At 67.9% G+C, this 13,733-nt stretch carries 21 protein-coding genes; 10 read left to right on the top strand and 11 right to left on the bottom strand.

Annotated features, from left to right (window positions below; genetic code table 11):
• Window positions 1-170 precede the first annotated feature (170 nt).
• The 4 genes from ABFX50_RS49400 to ABFX50_RS49385 form a co-directional block, all read right to left on the bottom strand.
• Window positions 171-542 carry a hypothetical protein gene (locus ABFX50_RS49400; protein ID WP_346157971.1) on the bottom strand — a complete coding sequence of 124 codons (372 nt, stop codon included), beginning with the start codon at window positions 540-542 and terminating at the stop codon, window positions 171-173.
• Window positions 543-764: 222 nt separating this feature from the next.
• Entirely contained in the window at window positions 765-1,163 is a 399-nt protein-coding gene (locus ABFX50_RS49395; RefSeq protein WP_346157969.1) for a hypothetical protein, read from the bottom strand.
• Between the two features lie 19 nt (window positions 1,164-1,182).
• Entirely contained in the window at window positions 1,183-1,497 is a 315-nt protein-coding gene (locus ABFX50_RS49390) for a hypothetical protein (protein WP_346157967.1), read from the bottom strand.
• Window positions 1,494-1,730 carry a hypothetical protein gene (locus tag ABFX50_RS49385; protein ID WP_346157965.1) on the bottom strand — a complete coding sequence of 79 codons (237 nt, stop codon included), beginning with the start codon at window positions 1,728-1,730 and terminating at the stop codon, window positions 1,494-1,496. Before ABFX50_RS49385 ends, ABFX50_RS49390 begins: the two co-directional genes overlap by 4 nt.
• Before the next feature lie 197 nt (window positions 1,731-1,927).
• Here ABFX50_RS49385 and ABFX50_RS49380 point away from each other — a divergent pair, with 197 nt between their 5' ends.
• The 8 genes from ABFX50_RS49380 to ABFX50_RS49345 are packed head-to-tail and all read left to right on the top strand — an operon-like array spanning window position 1,928 to window position 5,489.
• Window positions 1,928-2,434, top strand: coding sequence for a hypothetical protein (locus ABFX50_RS49380; protein WP_346157962.1), 507 nt, complete (start codon window positions 1,928-1,930; stop codon window positions 2,432-2,434).
• Window positions 2,431-2,730, top strand: coding sequence for a hypothetical protein (locus tag ABFX50_RS49375; RefSeq protein WP_346157960.1), 300 nt, complete (start codon window positions 2,431-2,433; stop codon window positions 2,728-2,730). Before ABFX50_RS49380 ends, ABFX50_RS49375 begins: the two co-directional genes overlap by 4 nt.
• Window positions 2,727-2,987, top strand: coding sequence for a DNA-directed RNA polymerase subunit alpha C-terminal domain-containing protein (locus tag ABFX50_RS49370; protein WP_346157959.1), 261 nt, complete (start codon window positions 2,727-2,729; stop codon window positions 2,985-2,987). Before ABFX50_RS49375 ends, ABFX50_RS49370 begins: the two co-directional genes overlap by 4 nt.
• 46 nt (window positions 2,988-3,033) lie before the next feature.
• Window positions 3,034-3,519 (top strand): hypothetical protein, encoded by a 486-nt coding sequence (locus ABFX50_RS49365; RefSeq protein ID WP_346157956.1) that lies wholly within the window; start codon window positions 3,034-3,036, stop codon window positions 3,517-3,519.
• Complete coding sequence (locus ABFX50_RS49360; RefSeq protein ID WP_346157953.1) at window positions 3,516-3,701, top strand: hypothetical protein; 186 nt, start codon at window positions 3,516-3,518, stop codon at window positions 3,699-3,701. Before ABFX50_RS49365 ends, ABFX50_RS49360 begins: the two co-directional genes overlap by 4 nt.
• Window positions 3,698-3,937: a hypothetical protein gene (locus tag ABFX50_RS49355; RefSeq protein WP_346157950.1), complete on the top strand. Its 240-nt coding sequence runs from the start codon at window positions 3,698-3,700 to the stop codon at window positions 3,935-3,937. Before ABFX50_RS49360 ends, ABFX50_RS49355 begins: the two co-directional genes overlap by 4 nt.
• Window positions 3,937-4,296: a hypothetical protein gene (locus ABFX50_RS49350; RefSeq protein ID WP_346157948.1), complete on the top strand. Its 360-nt coding sequence runs from the start codon at window positions 3,937-3,939 to the stop codon at window positions 4,294-4,296. Before ABFX50_RS49355 ends, ABFX50_RS49350 begins: the two co-directional genes overlap by 1 nt.
• Window positions 4,293-5,489, top strand: coding sequence for a tyrosine-type recombinase/integrase (locus ABFX50_RS49345; protein WP_346157945.1), 1,197 nt, complete (start codon window positions 4,293-4,295; stop codon window positions 5,487-5,489). Before ABFX50_RS49350 ends, ABFX50_RS49345 begins: the two co-directional genes overlap by 4 nt.
• Window positions 5,490-5,687: 198 nt before the next feature.
• Here ABFX50_RS49345 and ABFX50_RS49340 read toward each other — a convergent pair whose 3' ends face one another.
• Together ABFX50_RS49340 and ABFX50_RS49335 are read right to left on the bottom strand one after the other, a co-directional pair.
• Complete coding sequence (locus ABFX50_RS49340; protein WP_346157943.1) at window positions 5,688-5,942, bottom strand: hypothetical protein; 255 nt, start codon at window positions 5,940-5,942, stop codon at window positions 5,688-5,690.
• A 363-nt stretch (window positions 5,943-6,305) separates the two neighbouring features.
• Window positions 6,306-6,581, bottom strand: coding sequence for a hypothetical protein (locus ABFX50_RS49335; RefSeq protein WP_346157940.1), 276 nt, complete (start codon window positions 6,579-6,581; stop codon window positions 6,306-6,308).
• Window positions 6,582-6,800: 219 nt separating this feature from the next.
• Here ABFX50_RS49335 and ABFX50_RS49330 point away from each other — a divergent pair, with 219 nt between their 5' ends.
• Window positions 6,801-7,247 (top strand): lamin tail domain-containing protein, encoded by a 447-nt coding sequence (locus ABFX50_RS49330; RefSeq protein WP_346157938.1) that lies wholly within the window; start codon window positions 6,801-6,803, stop codon window positions 7,245-7,247.
• A 562-nt stretch (window positions 7,248-7,809) separates the two neighbouring features.
• Entirely contained in the window at window positions 7,810-9,228 is a 1,419-nt protein-coding gene (locus ABFX50_RS49325) for an FG-GAP and VCBS repeat-containing protein (RefSeq protein ID WP_346157936.1), read from the top strand.
• Between the two features lie 399 nt (window positions 9,229-9,627).
• On the opposite strand, the gene ABFX50_RS51690 is transcribed toward ABFX50_RS49325, so the two are convergent.
• The 5 genes from ABFX50_RS51690 to ABFX50_RS49305 form a co-directional block, all read right to left on the bottom strand.
• The gene (locus ABFX50_RS51690) at window positions 9,628-9,876 is read right to left on the bottom strand and encodes a pentapeptide repeat-containing protein (protein WP_379507050.1); all 249 of its coding nucleotides are present in this window, start codon (window positions 9,874-9,876) and stop codon (window positions 9,628-9,630) included.
• A 23-nt stretch (window positions 9,877-9,899) separates the two neighbouring features.
• Window positions 9,900-10,829: a hypothetical protein gene (locus ABFX50_RS49320; RefSeq protein WP_346157933.1), complete on the bottom strand. Its 930-nt coding sequence runs from the start codon at window positions 10,827-10,829 to the stop codon at window positions 9,900-9,902.
• A 462-nt stretch (window positions 10,830-11,291) separates the two neighbouring features.
• Complete coding sequence (locus ABFX50_RS49315; protein WP_346157932.1) at window positions 11,292-11,630, bottom strand: MazG nucleotide pyrophosphohydrolase domain-containing protein; 339 nt, start codon at window positions 11,628-11,630, stop codon at window positions 11,292-11,294.
• Between the two features lie 77 nt (window positions 11,631-11,707).
• Window positions 11,708-12,904 carry a DNA glycosylase AlkZ-like family protein gene (locus tag ABFX50_RS49310; protein ID WP_346157929.1) on the bottom strand — a complete coding sequence of 399 codons (1,197 nt, stop codon included), beginning with the start codon at window positions 12,902-12,904 and terminating at the stop codon, window positions 11,708-11,710.
• A 23-nt stretch (window positions 12,905-12,927) separates the two neighbouring features.
• Window positions 12,928-13,733, bottom strand: an 806-nt coding sequence (locus tag ABFX50_RS49305) for a B12-binding domain-containing radical SAM protein (protein WP_346157927.1), incomplete at its 5' end; no start/stop codon positions are given.

Raw genomic sequence — 13,733 nt, 5'->3', positions numbered from 1 at the left:
GCCGCCCACCCCGGCCCGCCGACCACACAAGGAGCACCAGCCAATCTCAAGATCGTCTCTCTAGCGCCAAAATCCGGTCCGATCCTCCCCGGAGGCCCACCCTCGCCATTGTCCGACTCGTGGACGGCCGAGCCTGCCATCAGCTTGAGGGAGGAATGGTAACCGGCCGCTCATAGACCGCTCGCGTCGCCGCCTTGGGGAAGCGCATCCCCGATCCCTCGCTCAGGGGGCGGCGGCGCGAGCACCTCGGCCTCGTCCTCGCATGGCATGCGGTGGGATTCCGCGTAGGAGGCGAGGCCGAGCGCCTCTCGCCTTCGCTGATCGCTGGAGGTTGTGTTCTTCCGCTCACGTTCGCGCTCTCGTAGAGCGAGACGGAACAGCCAGATCAGCGCCACCAGGAAGGCTGTCCCCACAGGTACGCGGATCCACGGGCTGAAGTCATCACCGATGAGAGTGTTCGTCATGACCCCAGCGGCGAAGGTCAGCCACCAGGCGCGGTCGTAACGACGGCGCTTCCCCGACGGGTCCGCGTCCAAGCTCATCTTGCGAGGCTACGTGGCCCTCAGCCCAGATCGAGCCCGGAACGCGCCTGATGCCTTGATCGTCGGGCTGTGTCCGGTTCCCGGCTCGTGATCTTCGCTAAACGATCTCTCTGTAGCGGACGCTGGCGGCCGAACTCGGCATGGCGAAGGGGATCGGTTCAGGAGCGGCCTCGGCGGCGTGTGGGCCGCCTCAGCCGTCCTGAACCGCTTCACAAGCGTGAGCTACTTGGCCTCAGCGGGCAGTGCCAGGTGGAGGTCCATGGTGTCGCCGTTGCCGCGGGTGGCGAGGTAGCCGAGCTGCAGCAGCTCCATGCGGGATTCCGTGAGCGTCATCGAAGTGAAGAAGTCGTAGGTAATCGGGCTCGCCAGGTCCTCCGGGTCGAGCCCGATGGCCGAGATCACGTGCGCCTTGAAGAAGTCGGGGTCTTCGTGGTCCTCGATGAGGCCGCTGTCATTGGCGGCTGCGGCCAGGGCCTGGGTGAGGGTCGCGAACAGCAGGCCCGCGGCAGGTGTGTGCTCCTGGTATTCGGCTTTCGTGACGAGCCGAGCGCCAGCAAGGAGATCGAAGCCGTCGACGGTGTCCATGTCGAGTGCCGCGAAGCTGACGTGGGGGTTGATCATGTGTGCATCCCTCCAGGGGTTACAGATCCTCCGACAGGCGACGGTAGGCCCGCACGGCTTCTAGCTCCTGGGGGGAGATGGTGTCGTGGTGCTCCAAGAACCAGTCGCGGATCAGCCGCATGGGCTGGGTGCAGTTGACGTAGCGGCGGGCGCCGTTCACGGTGATCGGCACCGTGAGCGTGTCGCCGTCATGGGAGGACATGACCGTCAGGCCGATGATGAAGCGGCGGCGGGACTCCAGGACGGAGGCCGCGGAGGTGACGAGCATCAGCCGTTCGCGGTCGATGCCCTTCGGGCTGTAGAGGAAGACCCCGCCCGAGGTGAGTGGGATCACGCGGCGCCCCGCTCGCGGAACTCGTCGTCAGCCGCGGCGGCTTCCTGCTCGTCGGCGAGCGCCTCGGCGAATGCCTCGTCGGTGGCGGCGGGCGCCCCCTTGGCGATGGCGTAGTAGATGACGGCCTTCTCGACCCAGGCCGACTTGCTCAGCCGGTCTTGCTCGGCGCCGGCCTCGATGAAGCCGTGAGCGATCTCGCTCAGGCTGTAGGAACCGTTCCTCGTCGTACTCATATTTGTGATGGTACCTGGCATGGGAGTCATGCTAGTAGTGCCGCTATGAGTGGCGCTGGGAATCCGTGCAACTTTTTAACACCGGGAATGTCGCTTCCCACAGATAAAACCGCTACGATCATGGAGTGATCGACCCCTTGGGACCCTGCGGCCCGAGGAGACGACACAAGCCCCAGGAGAGACGAAAGGACCCGAACATGTACTTACGAGACAGCGGCTCGCCCACCCCGGTCGAGCAGACCCCGGTTCAGCCCGCCGCGCTGACGCAGGCGCGAGAGAAGGCGCTCGCCCCTCACGCTCTCGTCGCCGACCTCGACTTCGCCCCTCACGCGGTCGGCCTGGTGCCCCTCGACGCTGACCGCGCCACCCTGACCGCCTACCTCGACGCCAGCCCCGACTGGAAGCGCACCGCGTCCACCAACAACACCTTCATCTACCGCCACGACGGAGAAGACGGCACCTACCGCGTCTTCGTCCCGGCCGACGACAACCCGACCTACGACGGCGAGGACAAGGTGATGTGCGCCGAAGCTGCGTACAGCATCAACGCGGTCACCCTCGGCCTGCCCGCCAACACGCCCAACGAGGCGATCCGCCGCCTGGTCGAGATCATCGAAGCCACCCGCCAGCGGGACATCGCGTGGCCGTACCCAACGATGACGGCCCTCTACAGCATCGCCACCGGGCAGGACGTGACTCGATGAACGGCCTGCGCACCACCCTGACGCCCGAGCGTCTGGCTGAACTCGCCGCCCACGGCCGCGCCCTGGCGGCGCGTTCCCGCTTCGTCGACCCGGACGCAGCCGCCCGCTCGAAGAAGCTCCTCCGAGAGAGGGGCGAGACATGGGCTGTCAGTGTCCTCATGCGGGACCTTTCTCGCCGCTCTCTCCTCCTGCCCGCTTACCCGTGGCTGGAGGACGGCGAGATGGAGACGCTCATCCTCGCCGACCAGGCCGAATGGAACCAGCTCGCCAGCGCGGCAGGCGGTGACCCCCGATGATCACAACCAGCCCCACGCCCGGGAGCGTCGCCGACCTGGTCGCCAAGGCCGGGCTGCCCGACAACCACCCCATCAAGGAACTGCCCGGCCTGACCTGGCACGCCACCAATCCCCTCAAGGACGCACAACCGCCGATCCTCACGCTCGACGACCTGGCCGCCCGCACCGACAACGAACTCCTCCAGATCCCGGGGTTCGGCGGCCGCCGCCTCGACGCGGTCAAGGCCGCGATCATCACCGCGAGCGAGGGACGATGACCGAGTACACCGTGTGGAGCGAGATCAGCCGCAGGAAGGCGACACCATGACCGAGATCACCCCGGCGCGGCTTCGCGACCTCGCGGGCCGAGCCGAGGCGCTCGCCGCCGAAGTCCGCGCCCTACTCGACGAGGCGGCCACCGGGACGCCCGAGCGTGAGCAACTCTTTGTTGCGATGCACGCCTCCGACTGGCTCACCCGCGCGGCTGAGGACCTGCAGCAGGCCGCGGGGAAGCTGGCCAGGCTCCGCTCGCTGCCCGATGATGCGTGCGGCGTTCCCTGGGGTGTCTGCCCCGAGCACGGCGCCACCCTGTCCAGCAGCGGCAACGTCGCCATCTGCGGGGAGTGCGGCCGCACTTGGACCTATGACCGGCTCGGCTCACCCTGCCCGGAGCCGGTCCGGTGGAAGATGACCGACAAGGCAGGCACCGAGCTGGCGATCTGCGACGGGCACGCGCTCGCCGCCCGCCAGCAGGTCGAAGACGTCACCCTCACCTCCCTCGATCAGCCCGGCCAAGAGGACGCGACGTGACCAGCGAAGCACGACCCGGCGGCGTCGACTGGCTACGCATGCGTCTCCAGGCCCAACGATTCTGGCTGACCTTCCGGCTGACGTGCGACCCATTCCGGGGCGATCTGAAGTTCGACCTTCGAGAGATCGAACGGACGCTCGCCTTCGGCAAGAGCATGCGGTCGAACTGGAGGAAACCGTGAACGGCATGCCGTACAACATCGACGGCTGGAACGCCGCCGTGCCGGTGGGCACGCCTGTCCGCTACTGGAGCGGCTACCGCGAGGGGGAAGGCAAGACCAGCCGGACCCGCACCACCGCCGAGCTTCTCGGCGGCCACACCGCCGTTGTGTGGCTGGAGGACGTCGCGGGCTGTGTCTCGCTCACTCACGTTGAGACCGTCGACACCGACCTGCTCATGACCGAAGGAAGCCTTTAATGAGCGTCGCCGACTGGCAGTACCCGGGAGAACCTACCGAGCTGAAGCATCTGGTCGATGCGCTCTCGGCCGGTCTGGAACGCGTCGGCTGGACGGTGCGCCTCCCCAGCGGGGAGATCACCATCTCGGGAAACGCCTGGGCCAGCGAAGAAGTCGAGAGGCAGGGCGCTGGCGTGGCCCGGCGCGGCCTGTACGAGGTCGCCGAGCGCGCGGTCGCTACGGTGGACGCGCTCGGCTGGAGGCACTCCGACCCGCCTGCGATCGACATCAGCCCCGCCGACCCCGCCCCCACGTGGGAGCAGCAGAGGCGCCGCTACCTCCTCCGGATGACGTTCCGGCTGAGGCCTTGGGCCGTATGAGCGACGCACTGCCTCAGACGATCACCACGGTGGACGGCGTTGACGCGCTGCCCGCCGTGGTGGTGGCCGCCGACCCGCTCAAGGACCCCTACCTCGCCTACCTCGCCACCCTCGACGCGGCCGAGTCGAAGCGCACCATGCGCGGCTGCCTCGACCGGATCGCCCGCATCCTCACCGGGCACGACCCGAACGGAGTCGACCCCGAAACGGGCGAGATCGACCCGGCCGCGCTCGCCATCACCGGGCAGGGCTTCCCGTGGCATCTGCTCCGCTACGAGCACGCCATCCAAGTTCGCGCGATCATCGCCAAGCAGGCCACCCGGCAGGAGGACGGGACCCTCAAGCCGTGGTCGCCCGCTCACCGCAACAAGCACCTGGTCGCGCTCCGGCAGGTCCTCGACCAGGCATGGCGGCTCGGCCTGATCAGCGCCGAAGACCGCGACCGCGCCCAGCGGCTCGACCCGTTCAAAGGCAAGCGGCTTCCAGCTGGCGAGCACGTGCCGATCGAGCGCGTCGGCGCGCTGCTCGCCGAATGCGACGCTGACGCCGTACTGCCCGAGTCCGACAGCGAGGACCCCCGCGAGCAGGCGCGGCGCGAGGACCGGCGGCGGCGAGCATTGCGGGACGCGGCAGTCATCGCCGTCCTGTACGGCTCCGGCGTGCGCCGCGCCGAGCTGGCCGGGCTCGCCCTGGCCGACTACGACCCGGCCGCGCGCTCCCTGAAGGTGCGCGGCAAGGGCGACAAGGAACGGCTCGTCTACATCAACTCCTCCACGGTCGGCCGCGTGGAAGCCTGGCTGACGATCCGCGGCCGCGACCCGGGCGGCCTGTTCCCGCCGTTCACGCCGCGCGGCGGCCACATCCGGCGTGACAAGCAGGGCCGGATCGCCCACATGAAGGACGGGCAGTCCGTCAGCGACATCCTCGCCGCGCGCAGCGAGCAAGCCGGGATTCAGCCGCAGGCCGCGCACGACATGCGGCGCACGTTCATCGGCGAACTCCTCGACGCCGGCGTCGACCTGGCCACCGCGCAGGCGCTCGCCGGGCATGCCTCCCCGAGCACGACGGCCCGCTACGACCGGCGGCCGGAGAAGACCCGCCGCGACGCCGTCGACCGATTGCGCACACCGGAGGCGACCCCGCTCCCCGGCGCGGTGCGCAGGCGTGACCATCGCAAGTCGTCCGAGTCGTGATCGTCCCGGCCGTCGCATGGGCCGGGGCACCCGGGAGAATGCAAAAGCAGACATAACATGCAAAAGGCTCGTACGGGCAGGACTGGGGCACGACTTTCTTGTATGTGATGCACATCACATTAAGTCGTGCGGGGGTAGATCAAATGGTCCTCACCTCGAACAATGCCCGAGGAATGCTCAGTCATTTAACTTCGCAGGTCAGCCGCCCATTTCAGGCCATTCCCGTTTTCGGCGCACGACCTGATCGCAGCGCGTATCCTCGAAATACTTCTTCGCCCCGCTGTGTCGGCCGGCTGACTCGAGTGTCGACCGGCCCAGAACGGGTCGGCGGCATGCACCAGCCCTCTCAAAGAGGAAGGGAACGTTGCCGATGGAGAAGGACAGCGCATTCAAGAAATGGTGGCGGGGCCGCAGGTGGCCCGAGCCCCAGGAGATCGCCTGCATGGCGATCAACCTGGGAGTCTCGATCCTCCTCAGGATCGGTGGCTGAGCCCAGGAGTAGCGGCTCCTGACTCAACCCCGATACTGACGGCCACCCACTGAGGGGAGGGCGCGCTTCGGGCCTCGTACGAGTTCAGCTCCAGCGGACAGTGCGAGGCCCACCGTATGCTCACCGCTTCATCGTACGTACGACTCGCGCTTCGCATGTACTTAGCACTGTACCCTCTCTTCTCCAATGTAGTTGTGCTTTAACTCGCACTAGTTAGTGCCGCATCGTTCGCCTAACGATTGCCAGTATCTTCACCACTATCTCGCCAGTCATCTTCCGCGCTATGTTCCGGTTATCTTCTCCGCGTCTTCCTTCTCTGAGGCCGATCAGGACTTGGCCGCCGCCTGCAGCGCCATCCACGCCGAGTGGCGGTTGTCGACCGTCTGCCACCACGGGTGGCTGTTGATCTCCTCTACGAGGCGGAGCCGCTCCGAGCGCGCTTCCACCAGCGCGGCCTGCCGCTCCACGTCAGGCTCCGCCTGGCCCGCCAAGATCAGGACACTGGACGGCAGCGCGGCGGAGATCTCCTCACACCGGGCATCCAGCTCGTTGAACTCCTTCTTCAGCTGCAGCAGGTCGGTCGGCAGGTCGAAGTCGGCCATCGTCCCCCCAGGTCGGCGCGGTTCTGCGCCCGATCCTAGAAGCGCTCCAATCAGGGCGATACACGCCCCACCACACAAAACGACAAAGACCCACCCCTCCCGTAAAGCCTCGTCCGCCAGCCGGAGCACCAACAGAATCGTGTTCACCGACAACCATCCGCAGCAGCCAACCGTCACACATGGAGCGTTCCCAATCCCCCATCACAGAGGATCTCGACGGTGCGATCACTCCCCCTGGCCGCGACTGCGCTCGCCGCGGCCGCCGTACTCGGCCCCTCCCTGCCCGCCCACGCGTCAGCTCCCGCGATCCAGATCACGAAGGTCTACTACGACTCGCCCGGCACCGACAGGCGGTCCAACGCCAGCCTCAACGGCGAGTACGTCACCATCTACAACTCCACCGCGAGGCCGATCGACATGGAAGGCTGGGTGGTGAAGGACAAGACGGGCTACACCTACGAGTTCTCCGGCGTCATCCTTGGAGCCAAGAAGAAGATCACCGTTCGCTCCGGGCAGGGCCGCGACGGCACATCCGCTGTCTACTGGGGGCGGAGGGCGTACGTGTGGAACAACGACAAGGACGTGGCCTACGTCCGCAACGCGGACGGCAAGCTGATCGACTCCTGCAGCTACGACAGCACCAGGTCCGACTACAAGAACTGCTAGCCGCGCCGTGAGGAGCCCGACCCTCCGCTGGGGGTCGGGCGCCTACGTCCGCCCCGTGCCCTGACCTGCGGATGCGACGTTAGCAACAGAATGTCCTAGCTTCCTCTCCCCACCATGGAGAGGAAGCGAGGATATCCGGAGTGTGGTCGCGGAGCGGCTCGCCGCGAGCGGGGGTCTCCGCTGATGCCTTTCGTTCAGCACGGCAATCGGTTCTGCTCCTGGTACACCAGCGACCCCCTCGACCAGATCCCGGTCACACCTGTCTGGTGGGGACCGTCCGAGCAAGCCGGGTGGCCTCGTTACGGCGAGTGCCGATCCTGCCATGAGCACGGCACCGTATAGGCCCGCGAGGAGTCTGAGTGCAGGAATTGGCGGTAGGGAGACGCACGCCAAGCCGGCTGGAAACCCAATAGCGTCACTCGGAGTTACCTTGCCCCTGGTAACGCCGACCCGAGTGTGGGGCCTCCCAGTGGTGCGCGGTCGGCTCCATCCACGATGCCACTGAGCAGCAACTACGGTCGGCCGCAACCGACTCACAAGAGGACACCTCGACCATGTCGTCATGCACGTGACATTCCGGGCAACACTCCTGCTCGCCCTCACCACGGCCCTGGCCATCCCGGCGAGCACGCCGGCCACCGCGCAGGCGGCACCGCCGGCCAAGAACACCGACTTCAACGGCGACGGCTACAACGACCTGGCCGTCGGCAGTCCCTCCTACCCCGGGCCGGCAGGCAGTGCCACCTCCGGCCTGATCACGGTCTTGTACGGCGGCCCGAACGGACTCAGCGGCCACGACCTCGCCCGCCCCGAACCGGACTGCGTCATCAGCCACGCCGAGGGGCCTGCCCCCTGCGCCAGATGGGGAAGCGCTTTGATCTCCGCCGACCTCGAAGGCGACGGCCGGCGAGAGCTGATCTCCGCCGGCGAGCAGGACATTCAGGTGTACTCGTTGACGACGGGCGGCCTATCGCTGCGGCGCACCGCCGGCATTGTCGGCGGTTACAGCCACTACGCCGGCGGGCTGGCGGCCGGCCAGATGGACACCGACCCGAAGACCGACATAGCCGCCGCGTGGCGGCTCCCCTACCACGGCTCCACCGGCGGCTGGTACAACGGCGGCCCGCCGGAGGCGGCCGACGCGCTCCCCGGCACGCAGTCCAGCGTGCACACAGCCGCCACGGGCCGACTCAACGGCGACGACATATTGGAGATGGTGGCCGTCACCAGCCCTCACGGCCCCAACTGGTACGACACCAAGCTGGTGTACATCAGCGACATCCGCACCCCCTCGGCCACGCCGTACGTGATGGGCTCGCAAGCCGCCTGCGGCTCGACCGCCCCCACCGCCCAGGCCTGCCCCAAACACGACTCCAAGCTGGCCGTCGGCCGCGTCAACGGTGACGGCTACGACGATCTGGTCATGGTCACCCCCAGCACCGGCACCATCAACGTCTGGTACGGCTCCTACTACGGTGCCGGTGTGACCTACCCCGCCTTCACCGCGCGGGCCCTTCCCTGGCTCACCGGGCTGTCCCACAACCGGATCAGCCTCGCCGTCGGTGACATCAACGGCGACGGGGCCGCGGAGATCGCCATCGGCGCCCCGGAGGCCGACGCGTCCGGCCACTACAAGGCGGGCCTGGTCGCGCTGGTGCCCGGCTCGCGGTCGGGGCCGCAGACCGCCGGCGTGCGGCTCATCAGCCAAGACGGGGACAGCGCCGATCCCGCCGCTGACCCGGTGCCCGAGCAGTCCGCACCCGGCGACGGCTTCGGCACGGCCGTCTCCATCCTGGACGTCACCGGCGACGGCAAGGGCGAGCTGCTGGTCGGCGCGCCGGGCAAGAACGCCAGGCGCGGCATGCTCACCCTGCTGCCGGGCACGGCTACCGGCGCCTTCCCCGCCGCCCAGATCGTGCACGCTCAGGATGTCGGGGCCATCGAACCCGCCGCCCGCTTCGCCGGTGCTCTGCCCCAGTAAGACCGTGTCGGGGGTCGAGGAACAGCGGGACAGCCATTAGCGGTACCCGTGAGTAACAAGGGCTGGCCTGCGACGGAGGGTCGGGCACCCGGACTGAGGTTTCGGCTGTGGACAAGGTCCGCCGTGCCGCCCGCCTCGCCAAGAAGCCGCCGACATCGACGTGAGTGAGGCAGTCCCTCCCCGGGGGAGGGCCGCCCCGAGCCCGGAGTTTCGGAGTTTTTCGGACAGGGTCAACCCGCGCGCGTGAATCGGCCCGGGTTGGCCTTCCGCTAGGGTCGCCGCCACCAGACGCCAAGTAGCTGAGAGTAACCAGGCGTTCCCGGACGGCTTGTTGGCGAGCAATCCCCGCCCGGCCTCCCCTGCAGGAACAGGAACGGGACCCAGAGGCTCGTTGGTGAGCTACTCCGGCAGCGGCCCAAACTTCGTGTCCCAGCGAACCACGGCCACCGCCCGCACCTCCTGCTCAGTTGTCCCGCGTACACCCCTCAAGTCCGCTTCGGTCAGGTCCGCGCGGGTCAGGTTCGCGCGGGTCAGGTTCGCGTCGCGCAGGTCCGCTTCGGTAAGGTCCGCTTCGGTAAGGTCCGGCGAGTCGGTAAGAGTCGTGCAACCAGGTACACCCCCGAGCGAGTCCGCCCGGGCTCGCCTCAGCGGCTAAGGGGGCGGACCCGGGGTCAGCGTGGCCGGTCGCCTGCCCGCAGAATGTCGGTGATCTCGTCAACCGCGGGAGCCCGCCCCGGCTTGGCCTTGGGCGGGATGATGGAGACCTTGGCCTGCCAGTCCCAGAACTTGGTGACCAGGCGCACCGAGCGGATCCGGTTGTCTCCCAGACCGATGGAGTCGGCCTTCAGCGTGGTGATGAAGTGCCAGACGAGCCGGTCCGGCAGGCCGCGGTCGTCATACAGGTACTGCCACCAGATCTCGTCGTTGCCGACATCCGAGGTGCCTGCCGCCTCGCGGAAGCTGGGAGAGAGACGGTACAACTCCTTGAGGGTGATGGTGCCGCTGTGGGTGTAGATGCGCTGCCGGCGGCCGGTGTCGCGGTTCTTGTACCAGGGCGTGACGTCCGAGCGTTCCGCGGTGGCCAGCAGCTTGGCTAGGGTGGCCGGTTCTAGCACGTTGATGATCTGGTCGCCGTAGACTGCGGCAGCCCCGCTCGCGCGCCCAGTGCGCAGCCAGGCGCGGGACTTGGGTGGCAGGTGGTAGAGCCAGCCCTTGGTGCTGATCATGCGGGTCGTCCCTTCGGATGCGAGCAGACCCGCGAAGTAGGCGTCGCCCCTGGCCGCTTCCTGCTTCATCAGCACCTGCCCCTTCAAATCCACCACGCGGGTGATCTCGGAGGCCGTCACGCCGGTGGGGCCGAGCTTGAGCTTGCCGGTGCCGCGCACGCCGACAGCGCCGGTGATCTGCTGGCGGGGAGAGTCGTTCTGCCAGAACAGATCCGTTCCGGTGTTGCCGAAGTACTCCAGCGTGACTCCGGCCCCGCGAGCCAGCAAGGCACGTACGGTAGCCACCGGGTCGGGGGCGGCGGAAACGGAGGCGTGGGCGGTCGCCGGTGCCGCGACGACGAGAGTCAGAGCTGCTACGAGGGCTTTCATGTCCATCCGGGGGTGAGGGGCAAGATCATCATCATTATGGCGAAATTTGCGACTCGGGGTGCATCTGGCCCTGTTATGCCCGGCTCCTCCCCCACGCCCGGGCCGCTGTCTCCCCGGACTTCGACGCGATGGCGAAGGTCATCGCCTTCGCCGGTGCCAGCGGCGGCCACGCCACGGCAAAAGCGCTGCAGCAGGACCGATACACGGCCTGCCTGGAAGTCTTGGGCCCGCACCGCCCCCACACGCTGGCCGCCCGGGGTTCCCCTTCCGCCGTGACGCCGGTGAGGTGCGCGCGACGCTCACGATGTGGGAGTCGCGCGGCATGAAGCTGCACCGGCTCAAGTGCCCCGATCTCGGATGAAGGAGGAACTGGTGACGCGCAGGGAAGAGATCCGCCGGGTCCTCGACGGCCTTGAGTGACGGTGTGCTGGCGGGCTATCCTCCGCGCAGCTGATCAGAAGAGTCCGGCTACGAGTTGACCGCTGTCGTCCAGACGCGGGTCTCGTTGATCCGTTCCTTGGCGCGCAGGGCTTCAGCCAGGTCGATCCCTGCGCGATTGGCGATAGCCGCGACATAAATCAGGACGTCGGCCAGCTCGTGACCGACAGAGCCGACCCGGCTGGTTGGGTCGATCGACATGGCGGTCTGCTTGCGCACCGCCTTGCAAACCTCTCCGGTCTCCTCGGCCAGCTTCAGGCACTGATCGACGATGCTGCTGTGGGCGAAGCCCCGTTCCTGCTCCATCTCAGCGACGTAGCGCTGAAGTTCTTCCAGCGACGGTGAATGCGTGTTGGGAAGAGGGTGCATGGTGATCCCGCGTGTGACGGATGAGAGAGCGCCACGCTAGCAGCACCACCAGTTATGGCTCACCGGAACCCCGACTTTCACAAGCTCAGCTGGCCTTGCGCGATCCGAGGGTTGGGTGCGCGGTACAGGCCGGAGCGCAGGACGGCCGTGTGTCGGGCGGCGGCCGCCCGAATCTCAGGGTGCCGGGCGGCCGGCAGCAGGCGAGGGATGAGCCGGTGGCGTACCCGCTTGGCGGAGGGGTCCCACGTCCAGGTGCCGACCACGCGGCCGTCCACCGCGATCGTGGGCATGACCTCGCCGATCTGGTTGAACGCCGCCTCCTGGGCGAGGTCACCCAGATAGCGGCGGCGGGTCTCGAAGTACGCCTTGAGCGCGACATCCTCGTGCGCGAGCAGGTTCACCCCGCTGACGTAGTCGGCGTCGTCGGCCACGGTGAACTCGGCGAACCGCTGGGCGCTCATGTACAGCGGGCTATCGCTCCACGGGGTGAACAGCCGGACAAGCTTGACGCCCGACCGCTCCAGGGCCTCCGCCACGGCGGTGCGCGACAGTGCCGACCACCAGGTGGCGTCTCGGATGCTGATCGGGCCGTACCGGTCAAGGTAGGCGGCCATCAGGAACTCGACCGCAGTGTGCGGATCCAGCACGGTGTCGAGGGCAGGGTAGGCGCTGGCGGTAAGCGCGAAGACGCGTATCTCACGGTTCCAGCCCGCGGCCTGGTTCAGGTAGGCCAGGGTGCCCCGCTCCCATGCGAGTTTGAGCGCCAGTCGTGTCACCATCACCGGTATCCCTGCCGCGCCGAGCTGGGCCTCTATGGTGCGGTGGAACAGCGGTCCGGACTCGCCCAGCAGTTCCACCACGGCGGCGGTGGCCGCGGTGATGGCGGCGTGGCTGTGGCTGGCGTTGGCGATCGCGCGCAGGGCGTCCCGTTCGCGGAAGTGAAGTGTGGCGGCGTGCGCGGCGGCGGCGAGGTCCAGTGGCAGTGTGTGCAGGGTCTTGCGCATGCAGCGCACGGTCACCAGGCGGGAGCGTACGGCCGGGTTGAACAGCTCCAGCGGGATGGACTGGTCGGCTGAACGGGCCGCCGCCGTGGCGAATGGCGAAGGCAGCCGCGCGGCGTGTAGCCCCAGCCCCGCATCGGCGATCTCCTCCACGCTGGTCCGGCGGGTGTGCGGGGCGAGTCCTTGGCGAGCCAGCACCCAGTTCCACAGCCGGTCGGCCTCCCGAGCGCTGAGCGTTTGGGTTTCTGCCGTCTCGGGGCCGGGGCTAGCCATGCGGGGCAGGCTAGCAACGGTCGTCACCCCTGCGGGCCCCATTCGTCTTCCACGAACCTGCGCAACTCGGCGTAGGACCGTTCGGTTTCGGCCCATTCCTCGTCGTCGCCCCACCAGCGGCGGGTGTTGTGGTGGATGTGGAACTTGCTCCAGTCGCCATCCCAGCCTGGCTGCTGGTGGGTGCCGCGGATGCCGTGCAGCAGGGCGTTGGCGTACACCTCGGTGCCGGGCAGCGGCACGAAACGGAACAGCGACACCCGGCCGAGCATCGGCCGCAGCTGGCGCAGCAGGCCGATGGTCTCCCTCGTGGTCTCGATGTCCTCGCCGGGGTAGCCGTGGATGATGAACACCTTCGCCGAGATCCCGGCGGCCGAGGTCATCTCGACCGCGGCGCGGATCTTGGCCTGGGTGGTGTTCTTCCGCATGGCCTTCAGCAGGCGTTCGCTGCCGGATTCCATCCCGTACTTGATCTCGATGCAGCCCGAGGCGGCCATCGTCTGCAGCAGCGCCTGGTCGACGGTATCGACTCGGGACAGGGCCGACCAGCGCAGGCCCAGATCCGCGATCTGGGTGCAGATGTCGGTGACCTTGTTCTTGTTGACGATGAAGTTGTCGTCGACGATCGCGAACCCCTCGATGCCGTAGGCGTCGATCAGGTGGGCAAGCTCGATGCGGGCGCTGGCCCCTCCGCGGTACTGCATGCGGCGCTGGGCGACCGCGCAGAACGAGCAGGGGAATGGGCAGCCTCGGCTGAACATCACGTGCGCCATCCGCGTATCGGTCCCGGCGAGCCGGTCGGTCAGCACGATGTCCTCGCGCGGCAGCAGGT

Origin of the sequence: Nonomuraea recticatena (assembly GCF_039533245.1) — a bacterium.
Taxonomy (GTDB): Bacteria; Actinomycetota; Actinomycetes; order Streptosporangiales; family Streptosporangiaceae; genus Nonomuraea; species Nonomuraea roseola.
Note: the sequence above shows the minus strand (reverse complement) of the source record. Positions and strands in the feature narration are given on the sequence as shown.

What these genes read in the sequence shown, in the direction of transcription:
- ABFX50_RS49400 (WP_346157971.1), bottom strand. Translation starts at nt 542, where the DNA reads ATGAGCTTGGACGCGGACCCGTCGGGGAAGCGCCGTCGTTACGACCGC.
- ABFX50_RS49395 (WP_346157969.1), bottom strand. Translation starts at nt 1,163, where the DNA reads ATGATCAACCCCCACGTCAGCTTCGCGGCACTCGACATGGACACCGTC.
- ABFX50_RS49385 (WP_346157965.1), bottom strand. Translation starts at nt 1,730, where the DNA reads ATGAGTACGACGAGGAACGGTTCCTACAGCCTGAGCGAGATCGCTCAC.
- ABFX50_RS49380 (WP_346157962.1), top strand. Translation starts at nt 1,928, where the DNA reads ATGTACTTACGAGACAGCGGCTCGCCCACCCCGGTCGAGCAGACCCCG.
- ABFX50_RS49375 (WP_346157960.1), top strand. Translation starts at nt 2,431, where the DNA reads ATGAACGGCCTGCGCACCACCCTGACGCCCGAGCGTCTGGCTGAACTC.
- ABFX50_RS49370 (WP_346157959.1), top strand. Translation starts at nt 2,727, where the DNA reads ATGATCACAACCAGCCCCACGCCCGGGAGCGTCGCCGACCTGGTCGCC.
- ABFX50_RS49365 (WP_346157956.1), top strand. Translation starts at nt 3,034, where the DNA reads ATGACCGAGATCACCCCGGCGCGGCTTCGCGACCTCGCGGGCCGAGCC.
- ABFX50_RS49350 (WP_346157948.1), top strand. Translation starts at nt 3,937, where the DNA reads ATGAGCGTCGCCGACTGGCAGTACCCGGGAGAACCTACCGAGCTGAAG.
- ABFX50_RS49345 (WP_346157945.1), top strand. Translation starts at nt 4,293, where the DNA reads ATGAGCGACGCACTGCCTCAGACGATCACCACGGTGGACGGCGTTGAC.
- ABFX50_RS49335 (WP_346157940.1), bottom strand. Translation starts at nt 6,581, where the DNA reads ATGGCCGACTTCGACCTGCCGACCGACCTGCTGCAGCTGAAGAAGGAG.
- ABFX50_RS49325 (WP_346157936.1), top strand. Translation starts at nt 7,810, where the DNA reads ATGCACGTGACATTCCGGGCAACACTCCTGCTCGCCCTCACCACGGCC.
- ABFX50_RS49320 (WP_346157933.1), bottom strand. Translation starts at nt 10,829, where the DNA reads ATGGACATGAAAGCCCTCGTAGCAGCTCTGACTCTCGTCGTCGCGGCA.
- ABFX50_RS49315 (WP_346157932.1), bottom strand. Translation starts at nt 11,630, where the DNA reads ATGCACCCTCTTCCCAACACGCATTCACCGTCGCTGGAAGAACTTCAG.
- ABFX50_RS49310 (WP_346157929.1), bottom strand. Translation starts at nt 12,904, where the DNA reads ATGGCTAGCCCCGGCCCCGAGACGGCAGAAACCCAAACGCTCAGCGCT.